The sequence below is a fragment of the Arcobacter sp. s6 genome (assembly GCF_040884245.1).
Classification (GTDB): Bacteria; Campylobacterota; Campylobacteria; order Campylobacterales; family Arcobacteraceae; genus Aliarcobacter.
Genome location: NZ_JBEVTN010000005.1, coordinates 1 through 17518, shown reverse-complemented (window position 1 = coordinate 17518; position 17518 = coordinate 1). Strand labels below are relative to the sequence as shown.

Annotated in this window: 13 protein-coding genes; 4 read left to right on the top strand and 9 right to left on the bottom strand. The window is 25.8% G+C overall.

Annotated features, from left to right (window positions below; all coding sequences use genetic code 11):
• The 4 genes from ABVS04_RS03905 to ABVS04_RS03890 all read right to left on the bottom strand — a co-directional run.
• Nucleotides 1–1431: Calx-beta domain-containing protein (locus ABVS04_RS03905; protein WP_368029366.1), on the bottom strand; the 1431-nt coding region annotated here is incomplete at its 3' end.
• Between the two features lie 153 nt (nt 1432–1584).
• A complete protein-coding gene (locus tag ABVS04_RS03900) occupies nt 1585–3144 on the bottom strand; it encodes an HlyD family type I secretion periplasmic adaptor subunit (RefSeq protein ID WP_368029365.1) in 1560 nt (519 codons plus the stop codon).
• A gap of 1 nt (nt 3145) precedes the next feature.
• Entirely contained in the window at nt 3146–5302 is a 2157-nt protein-coding gene (locus ABVS04_RS03895) for a type I secretion system permease/ATPase (protein WP_368029364.1), read from the bottom strand.
• A gap of 26 nt (nt 5303–5328) precedes the next feature.
• Nucleotides 5329–7095 carry a TolC family protein gene (locus ABVS04_RS03890; RefSeq protein WP_368029363.1) on the bottom strand — a complete coding sequence of 589 codons (1767 nt, stop codon included), beginning with the start codon at nt 7093–7095 and terminating at the stop codon, nt 5329–5331.
• 160 nt (nt 7096–7255) lie between these two features.
• Between ABVS04_RS03890 and ABVS04_RS03885 the strand changes: the two genes are divergently transcribed.
• The gene (locus ABVS04_RS03885; RefSeq protein ID WP_368029362.1) at nt 7256–7957 is read left to right on the top strand and encodes a response regulator transcription factor; all 702 of its coding nucleotides are present in this window, start codon (nt 7256–7258) and stop codon (nt 7955–7957) included.
• Between the two features lie 81 nt (nt 7958–8038).
• A complete protein-coding gene (locus ABVS04_RS03880; RefSeq protein WP_368029361.1) occupies nt 8039–10414 on the top strand; it encodes a transporter substrate-binding domain-containing protein in 2376 nt (791 codons plus the stop codon).
• Here ABVS04_RS03880 and ABVS04_RS03875 read toward each other — a convergent pair.
• Nucleotides 10407–10904, bottom strand: coding sequence for a hypothetical protein (locus tag ABVS04_RS03875; RefSeq protein ID WP_368029360.1), 498 nt, complete (start codon nt 10902–10904; stop codon nt 10407–10409). The genes ABVS04_RS03880 and ABVS04_RS03875 overlap by 8 nt on opposite strands.
• An 83-nt stretch (nt 10905–10987) precedes the next feature.
• Nucleotides 10988–13780, bottom strand: coding sequence for a DEAD/DEAH box helicase (locus ABVS04_RS03870; protein ID WP_368029359.1), 2793 nt, complete (start codon nt 13778–13780; stop codon nt 10988–10990).
• Between the two features lie 113 nt (nt 13781–13893).
• On the opposite strand from ABVS04_RS03870, the gene ABVS04_RS03865 reads away from it, so the two are divergent.
• Nucleotides 13894–14493: a hypothetical protein gene (locus tag ABVS04_RS03865; protein ID WP_368029358.1), complete on the top strand. Its 600-nt coding sequence runs from the start codon at nt 13894–13896 to the stop codon at nt 14491–14493.
• A 43-nt stretch (nt 14494–14536) separates the two neighbouring features.
• On the top strand, nt 14537–15253 hold the full coding sequence (locus ABVS04_RS03860) for a hypothetical protein (RefSeq protein WP_368029357.1): 717 nt from the start codon (nt 14537–14539) through the stop codon (nt 15251–15253).
• Between the two features lie 2 nt (nt 15254–15255).
• On the opposite strand, the gene ABVS04_RS03855 is transcribed toward ABVS04_RS03860, so the two are convergent.
• Genes ABVS04_RS03855 through ABVS04_RS03845 form a run of 3 tightly spaced genes read right to left on the bottom strand, consistent with a single transcriptional unit; the run spans nt 15256 to nt 17312 of the window.
• Nucleotides 15256–15384 (bottom strand): hypothetical protein, encoded by a 129-nt coding sequence (locus ABVS04_RS03855; RefSeq protein WP_368029356.1) that lies wholly within the window; start codon nt 15382–15384, stop codon nt 15256–15258.
• Nucleotides 15385–15396: 12 nt separating this feature from the next.
• Nucleotides 15397–16377, bottom strand: coding sequence for a calcium/sodium antiporter (locus tag ABVS04_RS03850; protein ID WP_368029355.1), 981 nt, complete (start codon nt 16375–16377; stop codon nt 15397–15399).
• Nucleotides 16378–16436: 59 nt separating this feature from the next.
• Entirely contained in the window at nt 16437–17312 is an 876-nt protein-coding gene (locus ABVS04_RS03845; RefSeq protein WP_368029354.1) for a GyrI-like domain-containing protein, read from the bottom strand.
• Nucleotides 17313–17518 lie beyond the last annotated feature (206 nt).

Sequence of the window (17518 nt, the reverse complement as noted above, 5' to 3'; positions counted from 1 at the left end):
AACTGTTATATCTGCTGTTCCCACATCTCCTGGTTTTCCAACGCTGATTGTTGGGGTATCATTATCTATAATTGTAGTTTCAACTGATCCTTTTATTGAATTTACTCTTACATCTTCCAATCCACCAACTGATCCAAGACTTGAAGGGTTAATTGTGATTGTGAAATTTTCTGCAAATTCATCTATATTGTCATCTATTGTCGCAATCGTAAATGTTACACTTGTTTGTCCTGCTGGAATTACTACACTTGCTACTCCTGTGAAGTCTGTTCCATCTGCTGCTACACCTGTATATGTAAATGTTACTGTTAAATCTGTTACTGGAGCTTGTGAAATACTTACTGTATATGGAGTTGTTACATCACCTTCAGTTACATTAGCAGGTCCTTCTATACTCACTAATGCTGTTTGATCATCTGGAGTTGTTGGTACTGTTTCATCTGTGATTGTTGTATTTACAGGAGTTCTATCAATTGTTATACTATCAAATTGTGTTTGATTTGAAACTGTGTTTATTTGTATTGTAAAGTTTTCTGTACCCTCTGCTAAGTTATCATCAATTGTTGAAACAACAACTGGAGCTTCTGAAGAGCCAGCTGGAATAGTTACGCTAATAGTTTCACTAATATCTGCCCCTGATGCCGTAATATAAGTATATGTGAATGTAACTATTGTATCTTGTGTTGCAATTATTGGATTACCTGCATCATCAGTAAGTGTAACTCTATATGTAGCATCTTCACCTTCTGTAATATTTGTATTAATTCCAATTAATTTTACATTTACATTTGTAACTGTGGTGGCAACTGCAAGAGTTGGTCCTGATTCTACAGGAATAGTACTAATAGATTCACTTAAGTTTTCCCAAATATTAGTATCTGCAATACCGTTTAATGAATCATCTATTGAAGAGAAAATTGAGTTAAATGTTGAACCATTTCCAATTGCATTACCAGCACCCGCTCCAGGACCTGCTGCTGCTGCATCAAGAGATTCAATTAATGTTTGAAAATCTGAAATTAAAGCTAGATCACCTGAATTACTAACATCACTACCTAATTCAACTGGTTTAGAAATTATTGCTTCTAATCTATCAATAATTTCACTACCGTTAAATTCTTCATTGTTGATTAATAAATCAATATCTTTGTCACTAATGTTTTTATTAATAATAATAGCAGTTGGATTTTCAGAACCAGGAATATTTTCTTGTAAAAAAGGAACGATATCTTTTAACTCTACTTTTACGGTTTTTCCTTCGATATTAAAAGTCAGCTCAACTGATTTTTGATTATCTTTAAAATTTAAAACATAATTTGTAAAACCTTTAGAAAAGATATATTGTTCACCTTTAGTAGTGTTAAATAATAAATCTTTATTTAAATCCATAACTTCTTTTGTACCAGCAGGTGATTTTATTGTTAATTTCATCTTTAAGTTCTCCATTTATATTCAAGTAATTTTAAGTGCTTTTATATTTATTAGAATAAAAACATTTTTATATACTGTCATAATATACAAATAAAGTCTCTAAAAAGTTTTAATTTATGTAAAAAGAAAGGAAAAGGCAATAAAAATAATTTATTACCTTTCGTGTAAAGAGTCTTGTCTAACTTTCAATATTGGTTTTAAAATAAAGTCTAAAATAGTCTTCTTACCTGTCACTATATCAACAGTTGCTACCATTCCTGGAATAATAGGTAATTTCTTACCTTTTCTTTCTAAATAGTTTTTATCTGTCTTAACTAAAACACGATAATAACTTTTTTCTTCCTTAGATTCTTTATCAACAATAGTATCAGCAGATATCTCAACTATTTTACCAACAAGACCGCCATAAATTGCAAAATCATATGCTGTAATCTTAATAATTGCTTTTTGACTTGGGTTAATAAAAGCAATATCTTTAGGATCGATTTTCGCTTCAACAACTAAAGCATCACTTAAAGGTACAATTTCAATTAAATCAATACCCGATTGAACAACTCCACCTATTGTATTAAAATTTAATTGTTTAATAATACCATCAACAGGTGAAGTGATAGTAGTTTTAGCAACTTTATCCCTATCTCCAACTAGTTTTGCTTCGAATCTATTTATTTGACTTACTGCTTTTTGTAATTCATTTGATGCTTCAGATTTAAAGATATTAATCTTTTCTTTTATTTTATTCTGTGCTTCATTAATAGCATAATTGGATCTAGAAATAGATAATTTAGCTGTTTGTAAATCACCTTTTGTTTGATTGTATTCTTTTTCTATATTTAATAAATCAAAATTTGATTTTACTCCTCTTTCAACAAGTTTTCTAATTGTTTTTCTTTGTTCTTCTATAAACCCTAAACTATCACTTAGTTTTCTAATTGTACTTTCAATTTCTCTTAGCTCTTGAATTTTCTGATTTTCTTGACTTTTAAGAACATTAATTGAAGATTTTAATTCTCTAAATCTATTTTCTAATAACAACTTTTCATTAATATTATATTTTGAATCATCTTCCAATACTTTTTCATCAAATATAATTTCAGGTAAATCTTTATCGATATCTATAGTTGACTCAATTTCAAACCTTGCTTTTACTGCCAGTAAAGATAAATATTCTTGTTTACTTTCTTCTAAACTAGCCTGAAATCTTGTTGTATCAATTTTCATCAAAGGAGTATCAAATTTTACAATATCTCCCTCTTTGATAAATATTTCGGAAATGATCCCTCCATCTAAAGATTGTACTGTTTGGATTTTATCAGTTGGAATTACTTTTCCATTACCTCTTGCTAATTCATCTATTTCTGCAAAAGCAGCCCATATAATAAAAATAGTAAAAACTCCACAGATTAAAAAGAATAAAACTCTACTTGTAGTTCCTGGTTTTTCATTTGAATTTGAATATGATGAGTAAATAAATTCTAAATCTTTTTCTTCATCATCTTCTAAACCATATAATTCTTTTATTTTATAAATAAATGATTTTTTCTTTTTCTCTTTTTTATTTGTTTTCAAACTTTCATTAGAAAAGTTATTATTTTGATTCTCTTTTTTTGTGGTCAAAATCTCGTCTCTAATTTCTGTTTCTCCTACAATAATTAAATGTTCTTCATTCTCAGAAATACTGTTTTTATCTAATTTATCTTTTTCAATTTCCATTTCAGCCTACTTTAGTAAAAACATTTTCTTTAGGTCCATCAACAATGATTTTACCATTATCTACGATTATTACTCTATCAACTAGCTGTAATAATGAAGTTTTATGAGTTACAACAATCAATGTTTTATTAGAAACAATATTTTGTAATCTATTTATAAAAGATTTTTCTGTTTGCTTATCCATAGAGTTTGTTGGTTCATCTAGCATTATAATATTTGGATCAGAAATTAATGCCCGAGCTAGAGTTACAGATTGTCTTTCTCCTCCAGATAAACCTTCACCTCGTTCACCAACAAGTAAATCATATCCAGCTTCATGTTTACCTAAAAAATCATCTAAACCTGCAACTTTTGAAACTCTTAAAAGCTCTTCATCAGAAATATATTGCTCACCTATAGTTAAATTATCTTTTATTGTTCCCATAAATAAAAATGGTTCTTGTGGAACACTTCCTATTGCATGACGTAAATCAGTAGGATCAATTTGTCTTGTATCTAAACCATCAATTAAAACTGAGCCACTTGTAGGTTCATATAAATTCATAATTAATTTTAATAAAGTAGACTTTCCAGAACCAATTTTTCCTAAAATTGCAACTTTTTCACCCTCTTTTATTTTTAAATTAATATCTTTTAAAGTTTGATGATTTTGATCTTTATAAGAAAACTGAACATCTTTTAACTCAATATCACCTTTTAAATTCGGTCTGCTTATATATGACTTGTTTTCTTTCTCAACTGGCATTCTCATAACTTCATCAAGATTATTTAAAGATAACATTGTTCTGTCAAATTTAATTATCATACTTACCAACTGAGAAATTGGTGCAATTACTCTTCCGTTTAAAATCATTGCTGCAATTATTGCACCCATTGTAATTTCAGCATCTTTTGCAAGATAAACTCCAGCTGCAACAATAGCAATATTTGAGAATTGAGAAATAAATGCTGTTAAATATGTAATTGTTTGAGATAAAAAATGCCCTTTATCTGCAAAATGTACGGTTTTACTAACTGAATTATCCCAGTGCGTTTTCATTCTATTTTGGGCTTTTACACTTTTTATAATTTCTAATCCAGAAACTGTTTCAATCAAAGTAGTTTGTTTTATTTGTTCTTCTTTTACAGATTTCTCAATAATTGTTTTTAATGGCCTTTGTAAATACCAAGAAATAAGTAGAGATATAACTACTGTAGCTATTGTTATATATGCCAAAGGTCCAGCAATAAAAAAAATTACTGTTATAAAAATAACAACAAAAGGTAAATCTACAATTGTAGCTATTGTCGCACTTGTAAAAAATTCTCTTACACTTTCAAATGATTGCAATCTACTTACAAATTGTCCTGTTGAAGCAGGTTTTGCCTCTAATTTAATATTTAGTAAATGATTAAATATTTTATTAGACATTATTGTATCAGCTCTTTTACTTGCAATTCCCAAAAAATGAGATCTTAAAATCTTTAATATTAAATCAAAAAACATTACTAAAGAAATACCAATAAATAATGCCCATAATGTTTCAATTGCGTTATTTGGCAATACTCTATCATAAACATTCATTGTAAATAAAGGAGTAGCTAATATAAATAAATTAATAAATAAAGAAACAATAATAACTTGTTTGTATATTCCTTTATTTCTTAATAATGTTCCCCAAAACCATTCTTTTGGATTTGCAACAACTACTTCTTTTTCTATTCGATTATTAAAATTGTATTCTGGTTTTATAATTATTATTTCACCTATATACTCATCTTGAAGTTTTTCTATTGTAAGTTGAGTTTCACCTGTACTTAAACCTGGAATTATTACATTTGCGATTCCCTTATCTATATCATAATCAAGTAGCACACAAGCTCTATTTTTATTTAAAATTAAAACAGAAGGTAAAGCAAGTTTTGTTATATCTTTGATTTTTTTTCGATTAACTACTTTTGTTGTCAATCCAATTTGAGATGAGGCTTGATGAAACATTGAAATATTCATTGAAGTATTGTGTATAGGTAAGCCAAAAGTTAAAGACTCAGCTGAAGTTTCTCTATTATGATATTTAGATAAAAAAAGTAGACAACCCAAAAGGTCATCTACTTTTCTTCTATCCTTTAAATTTCCTAATGTCTCATTTTCTATTAAATTAGAATGATTATTTTCCAATATCTACCTTTTAATTAGGAATCCTATTATTTATTATATTTTAAATATAATTTTTGATGCTTTGCTATATTATCAATATAAGGCTGATTATCTTTAACAGATGCTGGTAAATTACTTATTGCAACCTTCGCATCTTCAACAGACTTAAATATACCATAAATAACCTTAGCACTTTTCATCTCAGGACCAAAAGAATAAGCATTTGCATCTGTTAAATTATTTTCTTGAATATATGCATTTGCTGCATTTAATCCATTCGTAGTAGTAACATTAATTGTATAATATCCTTCAGGAGCTTCTAAAAAAGAACCCCTTAATTGGCTGTTAGCTTCTTTTACGGCAGGAATTATTTTTTCTTTAGTGATTTCTTTTTTAACAGGAGTAGGCTCATCGCCTAACAATGCTCTTAAATCACTTGAAGTATTATCTTCTTTATTATTATCTTTTATACTTTTATCTAAAGGTTTACTTTGAGCACAAACATTATTATTTGGATCTAACACAGTAGGAGTTAACATTGATATTGAATTTAAAATCGTGTAATAATTTGAATATAACTCATATTCTCTATTTAATAAACTTTTTTTAGCTTCGTACAATACTGTTTGAGCATCTAAAATATCAACAAAAGTTCTTGTACCTGCTTCAAATTCATTTTTATATACTTCTACAATATTTTCATTAGCAGCAACATATCTTTTTAAAACATCTATTCGCTCTTTATTTTTTAAGAATCTTTGATAGTTTACTTTCATTGCTTCAACAACTTTATTTGTTATAGCATCTAATCTATTTTTTTGTTCTGCTAAAAACAATTCTTCTTGTTTAGAAACTGCATAATCTCCACCACCATTATATATATTCCAAGCAAGATTAATTCTTCCATAAACTTGATTTTCTGTTCCTTCTTCATCTAGAGATAAATCACTATCTGTTAAAGCTTTTAATTCAAGACTTAAATTAGGTAAAAATGCCGCATCTGCTTGTGCAATCTTTTCTCTTTGCGCTTTTATTGTTTCTATTTGTTCTTGAATTTCATAATTTCTTAAAACTGCTGTTTCTATAAGTTGTTGTAAATTATTAGGTACTTTTGAAAAATCAATTGTTGGCCTACATTCATTTCCTGTTGGTTCTATTCCAACATATCTTTTAAATGTACTAATTCTTGAAGTTTTTAAATCTTTTTCTTCTATATATTTTTCTTTTACAAAATTAAGTTTTGAATCAACTTGATATGTTTCTAACACTTCACCACTAATTGATTCTTTTTCTTTTGCTATTTGAAGATTTTCTTCATTTGTAACTATCATATTTTTTGTTAGTTCAAGCATTTCATTATATTGAACTAATCCCGTATATGCAGTAATAGTCTCAAGAACAACATTATCAATATTCATATCTGTTCTGAATTTATTTGCAAGATGTGTATGTTTTGCTTCTCGCACTTGACTTGGAGTTAAATCGCCATCATAAAGCATTTGGTTTAACGCAATACCAAAATTATATCCATCTTCTTGGTCTGAACCATCATCATAATTATTTGAATTTGGAGTATCATAATTCTTATCGGAATTACTTTTTTCTAATCTCCCATCAATATCAATTCTTGGATAATAATTTCCTCTTCTTTCATCAATATATTTTCTAAAAGCTTCTTGATTGTTTTTCTCTGCAAGAACTTCTGGATTTGATGAAAGGACTCTATCAACACTTTCTTTTAAGCTCAGTGCTTGTAAAGAAGAACTTGCAAGTATTGAAATACAAGCAAATTTAAGTAATTTACCTTTATACATTTTAACTCCAATTTTTTTAATAATTCCAAATAATTTTTCATGTTACTTTACACTTAATATACTTAATACATAATTAAGTATATAAATAAAATTAGGCTACAAATAATTAATTAAGTTTCTTTATAATATTATGTTAGATAATTAAATGAAAGAGTTTTAAATGTCTGAATCTTATAGTTTTAATAAAATATTAAAAAATTTAAATATTCTTTATATTGAAGATGAAAAAAATATTAGATTAAATATAAAAAAAACTTTAGAACTATTTTGTGAAAATGTATTTGATGCCGAAAGTGTATTAAATGCAAAAGAAATTTTAACTAATCAAAGAATTGATATCATAATATCAGATATTAATTTACCTGATAAAAGTGGAATAGATTTTGTTAAAGAAATTAGAATAAGCGATAAAACAATTCCTATTATTTTATTAAGCGCATATACAGATAAAGAATTTTTACTAGAAGCTACCAAACTAAAATTAGTTGATTATTTAACAAAACCTATTAATTTTAAAGATCTTAATGATGCTTTACAAAAATGCGTTGAAGAAATATTATACAATTCAAGATATATAATTACATTTAAAAATAATATCCAATATAATGTCTCTCATCATTGTTTAATTGATGATAATAAAGATGAAATCCATTTAACATCTAAAGAAATTGATTTACTAAATTTTTTAATTAAAAACAATAATCGTGTTTGTTCTTCCGATGAACTTAAACTTGCTATTTGGGATGATTATTTAGAAGCTACAGATTCTGCACTAAAAAATTTATTAAATAAACTTAGAAAAAAAATAGGTAAAGAATCAATTATTAACATTTCTGGAGTTGGATATAAACTTGAATATTAGATAAATTTCTTAATATATAGTTTAATATACTAAATTATTAGTTATAATAAATCAAATTAAATACTCTATTTTAGGAACTTAATGAAATATATTTTAATTATTATATTATCACTATCAACTCTTTTTGCAAAGCAAACAAACTTTAAAATATCATATGATCCAAATTATGCTCCATTTTCTTATAATCAAGATAAAAAACCTGAAGGTTTATTTATTGATATTTGGAAGTTATGGGCTAAATACAATAATTATAATATTGAATTTATAAATGGTGTGTTATGGGATGATGCCGTTAATTTAGTAAAAAACAAGGAAGTTGATTTTTTCTTAGGTTCTAAAAAATATGAACAATGGATGTATGAATCTGAACCTTTTTATGAAATTAAAAGTTCATTTTTTAAATTATTAGAAAATAATATTTCAATTGAAGCTAAAGAAAAATTAACTATTGGAATTATTGGTAATGTATATGAAAAAATCTTATTAGAAAACTTTCCCAATGCAAATATAAAAATTTATGAGGATTATATTTATTCAATTGAAGCATTAAGGGATAATCAAATTGATTTTATTTATGATGATAAAATTCCAATTGATTTTTATACTGTAAAAAACAATCTTTTTCATTTAGTTAAATCTGTAAATAACTTAATTTTAAAAAATCCTGTTCATGCAATATCCCATGATAAAGAAATTGCAAAAATATTTGATGAAGGATTTATCAATATTCCTCTTAATGAACTATTAGAGTTAGAAAAAAAATGGATAATTAATAACAATGAGTACTATTATCTAAACTTCAAACAACAATTAAACCTTACAAATGAAGAAATTGCATTTTTAAAAAGTCATACTATTAATACTTCTGTTTCAAATTCATGGGCACCTTTTACTTTTAAATCAAATTCAGGAGAAGCGCAAGGTATTTCATCTGAATATTGGGAGTTAATTTTAAAAAAATTAAATGCAAAAAACAAAAATATCTTTTTTGATAATTTTTCTGATCAATTAGAAGGAATTAAGAATAAAGAAAATGATTTAATTTTTAGTGCGGGAGAAACTCCACAAAGAAAAGAGTATGCACTATTTTCAAAAGAATATGTGAGATTTCCCATATCAATTGTTACTAAAAAAGATGAAAATTTTATAGAAAATTTTTCTTTAATAATTGGTAAAAAAATAGTAATAGGAAACAATTTCACAGCCCATAATATTTTAAAAAATAGTTATCCTAACTTAGAATTTATTTTAGTTGATAGCGTGAAAGAAGGATTAGATTTAGTTTCAAAAAATAAAGCTTATGCTTTTATTGATATAAAACCTGTGCTTTCTTATAATATTGCAAAATATGAATATAAAAATCTGAAGATTTCAGGAAATACAGGTGTTGATTTTAGTTTAAAATTTATGATAAGAGATGATTATCCCATTTTAGAATCTATTTTAAATAAAGCCATCTCTTCTATTTCTTTAAATGAATTAAATACAATAATAACAAAATGGAACAATATTCAATTTCAAACTACTTTTAATTATGATTTATTTTGGAAAAGTGCAATTGTGATTTTATTGATATTAATAGCTTTCATTCATAGAAATAGAACACTTAAAAATCTAAACACAACACTAAGCCTTAAAGTTGAAGAAAAAACTCAAAAATTAAATGAAATAAATAAAAATTTAGAATCTCTAGTAGAGAAAAAAAGTCAAGAACTACTTCATAAGGAAAATATTTTAAATCATCAATCAAAAATGGCTGCAATGGGAGAAATGATTGAAAATATAGCTCATCAATGGAGACAACCATTATCAGTAATATCAACAGTTGCAACTGGAGCTAAATTAAAAAAAGAATTAGGATTACTAAGTGATGATGATTTTTATGAGACCATGAATATTATAAATAATTCATCACAACATTTATCAAATACTATTGATGATTTTAGAAACTTCTTTAACAACGATAAAGAAATTGTTTTATTTGATATCAATATTCCAATAGAAAAAGTTCTATATTTAATTAGTACAAAATTAGAAAATAGAAATATAACTGTCGTTAAAAACTGTAAAGAATCATCTGTAACTGGTCTTGAAAATGAGTTTATTCAAGTTATTTTAAATATTATGAATAATGCTATGGATGCATTTGAAAATAAAAATAATAATCACAAATTTATTTTCATTGATGCATACGAGGAAAAAAACCATATACTAATAAAAATAAAAGACAATGCTGGAGGAATAGAAAAAAGTATTATTGATAGAATTTTTGAGCCATACTTTACAACAAAACATAAAAGCCAAGGAACTGGTATTGGACTTTATATGTCACTTGAAATTATAAAAAAACATATGAATGGAAATTTAACTGTAAGTAATGAAAAGTATAGCTATAAAAATATAAAATGCATAGGAGCCCAGTTTACGATCGAGCTTCCTATAAATCAAACTATTTAGAAGAATCTTCTTTTTGCCATTTTCTTTTTAGATTATGAATATAGATTATTAATATAAAAAATATAGAAGAAGTAATTCCCAAAGCTATCAATAAATCTGTTTCACTTGGTATACTTTCTAAAAGAATTAATTTTCTAATAATTACAACAAATGCAATTTCTAAAAATGTTAATGCATAATCAAATCCATTTTTAATAAAAAGGGTTTTTACAATAGCAAGAACAATTAAAGTAAATAATCCATCTGTTAAAATCATTTTAATAGATGGAAAATCTAATGCTCCTTGAGAAATAGTAAATGAAATAATTTTATGTCCTAAACTCATAAGGCAAATTGCTAAATAAAGAATCATTATAATTATAAATGCATATTTAAGCATATTTATAATCTTCAATAAAATTACATCAACTTTATTTTCTAATACTTTATCTATTTTATTTGCTTTCAAAAAAGCTTTTTCTACTAAACTTTTTTTCTCTACTTCTTTCACTTAAGCATCCTTTATTATGCATATTTGAATTTTTGCGAATAGTATCACAAAGAAACATAAATAAAAGATAAATAAGTATTCACTTATATGATTTTCGTAAACTCTTCAAAAAGTTTATCATCAAGCGGAATTTCAAGTTTTAGCTCCAAAGATATTGGCTTATCTCCAGAATATTTAACACTATTTGCAAGTCCTAAATATATAAACTCTTGTGTTTTTTTATCTACTTGTACAAATTTTCGTACAAATATATGAAGTTTTACCTTATGTTTTTGATTTTCAATTAGTCTTTGTCCATCACCTTTATCGCAGCTCATACTTGGTTTACTTTGATATGTAAAAATATCTTTTGATAAAAAAGCATTATGGTAATTTGCTGATTTTGAGAATTTTTCTTTTTCTAAACTTATAAATAAAAAGAAATCATTTTCATATTTTAAAAATCCACTTCCTCTAAATGAACTATGAATTTTTGGGAAATTACATAACTGAGCGATATTTAGCATATTGTATTTCTCATATAATTTTAAAAATGGCATTCCAAAATCAGTTCTTCCAAACTCCTCTTCATAAGTATAAATTCCATAATTTAAACTATCTTCAAAAATCTCTTTATATTCTGAATTTTCTAAAAGCTTTTCAAACTCTTTAGTTTTTACTACTTTTTTTCCATCAAAACTTACTAGTTTTAAATATCTACTTATTTGTGCTCTATCAAAATAGTCTTGATTCAAATATGAAAAACTATGATTTATAGTTTTCTTGCAAACTGTATTTAAGTATTTTTCTAAAATCTTAGAAGCTATGTTTTCATCACAAAAATCATGCAATAGTAAATATTTTAGTATTACAAATTCATATACTCTTTTTAATGAAAGTTGATTTTGGATAAATCTTATTGCTTTTATAAAATCTTCATTTGCACAAAGTGTTTTTAATTCACTCTTTTTTATACCTATTTCAACTTTTTCTAAAAACTCAATATATGATTTACTCTCATCAATAAACTTCAAAGGGCTTATCACATCATCAAAAACTAGATAATCCACAAGCTTTGGTATTTTATTTTGTATTAACTCTTTAAAAGCAAAATATTGCTCTTTTAAATATTTTATATGATTAAAATTTTCATTATCTATTTGCTCTAATATTCGCTTTTTAGAGATTTCATCCATACTTATAAAAGCATTTTTAAAATCTGCAAAGTTGTTTTGAATTCTTAACTTTATACTCTCTTTATCAATTGCTTTATTTCCAACAAGTGCCAAAGCAATTAAATATGCTTTTTTATGATTTCCTATAAAGTCAATAACAGTTAAAAACTCTTTATTTTTATGCTTTCTCAAACCCCTTCCTAACTGTTGAATAAAAACTATAGGTGAATTTGTAGGTCGTAAAAATAAAACTGTATTAATAGATGGAATATCAACACCTTCATTAAAAATATCAACTGTAAAAATCACTTCCAAAGTGTCGTTTTCATCTTCAAGTCTATTTATATCTTCAACTCTTTTTAAAATAGAATCATCACTTGTAAGATAAGTTGCTTTTATTCCTTTTTTATTAAACTCATCACTCATAAATGAAGCATGCTCTTTTGAAACACAAAAGCCTATTGTTTTTCTTTTTCTTCCATTAAAAGAGTAAAAATTCATTTGCTCAATAATAAAATCAACTCTTTTATTTACATTTAAAAGTTTTGCTAATTCATCTACTTTAGATAAATCAATATTTTCATAATTTATACTTTGTATATCACTTATTCCAAAATAGTGAAAAGGAACTACAAGATTGTGTTCCAAAGCATCATATAATCTTATATCACAAGCAATATTTTCATCAAAAATTTCATAAATACTATTTCCATCCATTCTATTTGATGTGGCTGTTAGTCCTAATAAAAACTTTGGAGAGAAATACTCTACAACTTTTTTATAAGAAGGGCTTGTAATATGGTGGGCTTCATCAATTATTATGTAATCAAAATGATTTTTTGAAAATTTTTCATAATTTAAACTCATTGTTTGAATAGTTGAAAAAATATAATCTTTATCTTTCTCTTTTTTATTTCCCGTATAAAGGCCATAAGAAAACTCATCGCCTAAAATATTTTCAAAACTCTCTTTGGTACTTAAAAGTATATTTTCCCTATGAACCAAAAATAGCATAGTTTTAGATTCAAAGTTTTTCACGTCAAAAGCACTAAGATATGTTTTCCCACTTCCCGTTGCTGCTATTATTAAAGCTTTATTTTCACTACTAAGTCTAAGCTCTTCTAATCTTTGCAAGGCTTTTTCTTGCATAAAATTTCTTTTTATATCTTTTTTAAAAGAAAAGCTAGGAACAAACTCTTTTTTTTGTTTTTCTAAGAACTTTGAATACTCATGTAAAAATTCATCATTGGCTTCGTATGAACTTTTCCATAATTCATCAAACTCATTTAATACATTTTGCAAAAATAAATCATCTTTTTTTGATAGAGTTTTTACATTCCATTCAATATTTGATTTAAAAGCAGAGGCTGTAATATTTGATGAACCAATTATCACTTTATAATTTTCTTCAAATTCAAAAATATAAGATTTTGAGTGAAAACCTATATTTGACTCATTACTATCATAAATTTTTAATTCTATATTTTTAAACTCTTTTATTTTTTCTAAGGCTTTAATTTGAGTAAAGTTTAAATATGTTGAAGTTAGAATTTTTCCTTTTATGCCTTTTTGCTCTAAAATTTTAAAACTATCAAGTAAAAGTTGAAGCCCTGAAAAGTTTATAAAAGCCACATTAAAAGTAAATGTTTCACACTCTAAAAGTTCTTTTGTGATATTATTATAGAAATTTGTTGTTTGATTGTTTGTAATTAAAGTGTTCAAAAAATCCCTTATTAAAAAAAATCATTATAATTAAATCAAACGTAAAAGATTATAAATCACAATTTATTCACACTTCTTATTTATAATTTTTCAAATCACCCAAAAGGTACATTATGAAAAAATTAATTTTAATCTCATTATTAACACTAGGTTCTTCACTTTTTGCAGCAGATATTGGTGTTAGAATTCAAACTCCAATTGGAAATAATGCTACACTTGATATTGGCTTTAGATCAGATGATCATAGATATGATAATAGATATAAAAACTTTGATTATAGACGATACGGATATTATGATGATTTTGGTTACTATTTTGGATATTTTGATAGATATGGTTATTTTTATAATAACATCTATTTTACTTATGATAATAGATATACGTATTATGATAGATTACACCATAGAGGTTATTTCAGACCAAATATGGGTCACTATAGAACTTATAGATATCATGATCATAACGATTGGAATAGAAAACATCAATTTAGGGAAGTAAATAAGCCAATTTATGGGGCTTATTATGATAAAAATTATGATAAACAAAGAATTGCAGAAAAACAACATTATAATAAAAATGAAAAAGATTATAGAAATAACAACAATAATCAACAAAATCAAAGAAGCAACAAAGAACAATCTTCTAAGCAAAACCAACGAAATGACAAAAACAATAAAGAACAATTTATTGAAGAAAAAAGAAATAATCGATAAATAAAATACCTAAAATTAGGTATTTTATTTCTAGGAAATAAATTTGAATAAAGAAAGTCTAGTATATTATTTAACTTTTGAGGATATACAAAATAGAGATATTCTATTTAATAGTATTTATATGAATGAAAAAACTAATTACTATATAAGTGAAGACTTCTCTCAGGATTTTTATATTTATCTAGCTTATTATGGATTTATCTGCACTTCTGCAACTTTACAAGATAAATTTTATTTACTCGCTGAAATGCAATTTGAATATGCGGTTTTAGATTTCAAAGATTTACATATAAGTAAAAAAATAGCAAAACTTATGAAAAAAGATGAATTCTCATTTTCAGTAAATACAAAATTTGAAGAAGTTATTAACAAACTTGAGAATTATCATAAAACCAATTGGGTAGAAGATAAATACAAAAATCTACTTATTTCATTACAAAACTATGAAACTTCAAATATTGATTTTAAAATAATTAGTGTTGAATTAAGCGATAAAAATACAAATGAATTAATCGCAGGTGAGATAGGATATAAAATTGAGACAACTTACACTTCATTAACAGGTTTTTCATCAAAGGAAAAGAAATATAATAATTGGGGAAAGTTACAATTAGTTTTACTTGGTCTTTATTTAGAAAAAGAAAATTATTCTTTCTGGAATCTGGGACATCCTTATATGCAGTATAAATTTGATTTAGGTGCGAAAACCTATTCTAGATTAGAATTTCTAGAAAGATGGTTAACGCAACATCAAGTTTAATTTTATTTTTTAATTTCGCTATTTTGTTTTATCAAATCAATTTTCTCTTTATGCATATCGTTTCCTTTTAATACATAAAATAAAGCAATTAAAGCTAATACAATCCAAAAAATATAATCAGTTTTTTTCAAAAAAATTTCCTTTTATAAAGAACCTGATAATGTCATTCCTAAATAACTATTATAGGCAATATAACAAATTATAAGAGCAAACCCTTTGATTCTTGTGATTTTTCCCTCTTTATTTCTAAATCCATAAGACATTACTAAAAGAGCAATTGTTAAAGCAAGCATTACAATCCAGTCTCTATTTAATACTTCGGCAGGAATTCCGTTCATAGGAGCTATAATAGTTGCAATTCCAATTACAGCCAAGATATTAAACATATTAGACCCAACTACATTTCCAATGGCAATATCATGTTCACCTTTACGTGCTGCTATTACAGATGCAGCAAGCTCTGGTAAAGAAGTTCCAAGAGCTACAATTGTAAGTCCAATAATTAAATCACTAACACCAAATTCGTGGGCAACACCAACCGCACCCCAAACAAGAAGTCTAGAACTAGCTATCAATAATACAAGACCAATAACAAGCCAAATAATTCCAGCTTTTAAACTCATTTCATGTTCAATTAATTCACTATCCATTTCAGCTTCTAAAGTATCACCTCTTCCTCTAAATGCTGAAACAATTGACCATGCAATTAAAGTAAAGAAACCACTTATTAAAACAATACCTTCAATTAGCGTTAAAGAATTATCTAGTAGTAAATATCCACTTGCTAATACAATTAATAATAACAAAGGAATCTCTTTTTTAACAATATTAGAGTTTACAGTAATTGGAGCAACAATTGCAGTTACCCCTAAAATTAATGCAATATTTACGATATTTGAACCTAATGCATTTCCTAAAGCAAGTGCGGGATTTCCTTCCATTGCTGCAATTGCAGATACAACCATTTCAGGAGCACTTGTTCCAAATCCTACTATTAAAATACCTATTAATAAACTAGGCATTCCTAAATGTTTTGCAGTAGATGCAGCGCCTTCAACAAACTTATCTGCACTCCAAACTAGAATTGCAAATCCGGCTATAATTGCCGCTAAATATAAAAACATTTTTACCTCTTTTATTTTGTACTTTGAAAATTTTTGCCATTTTAGTCAAATTTAGTTAATCAAAAGTTTATAGAAACATAAAAGCTTAAATCAAACTCACCACTCTCATCTAAAAAATCAATTTTATTATAAATTGCATAAGATGGTTTTGTTGTGGTTTCATATTCGTTTTTAGGTAACCATTCATGATAAACCCAATGAATAAAAGGTAAAACATCCCCGGTTTTTCCTTTTAAATCAAATTTTGCATAAACACCTTCTGCAATATTAAATTTTGGTAAGCGATCACTTTTAACTTCTTTTTTATCTTCGACAACCACGCAACCAATATATTGACAATCATTTAAAGGTGTAATAGTAGGATTATCATGAAAAAGTGCAATTCTTTTATATGAAGTGATATTATTTGTTAAAATCCATGTTTGAAGTTTCTGCCATGTCTCTTTTATATTTACGTTATAACCTTTATTTCTAATATAAAAACTCTCAATTGCAGGCATTTTTACAATAGTTGGAACCATATCTTCAAAATTTGCTTTTGATTGACTAGCACGTTGTGATTGCTGAAGTATTTTTTTTGAATATTCTTTATATCCCCCATTTTTCCAATCTTTTGGTGTCATTTCAAATCTATCTTTAAATATTTTTATAAAAGAAGATTGAGATGAATATCCACATTGATTTACTATATTAGAAATGGTTGAATATTTGTTTGTTAAAAGTAAATTTGATGCTTTTTGAAGTCTTATTGATTTGATACTTTCATAAATATTTTTTCCAAATGCTTCTTTAAAAATTCTATGCATATGAAATTTGCTAACACCTAAATCAATACTAAGTTCTTCTATATCAATATTTGTTTCTATATGCGTATAAATATAATACATTATATCATTTGCTATTTTTGTTCTTTTTTGTAAAGTTTCTTTTTTCATAGAATTATTATAGCATTTATAAACTAAGAAATAAGCACTATAAAACAATTTTTCTAGCACTTAAAAAGAAGAACTATTTACTAAATTTCCCTAAAATTACACACGTTTAAATCGTACTAAAGGATTCCGTATGGAAATAAACTTAATTTCAGAATCAGTAAAGTTCATGTTCTTAGGGATGGGTGTAGTATTTGCCTTCCTAACAA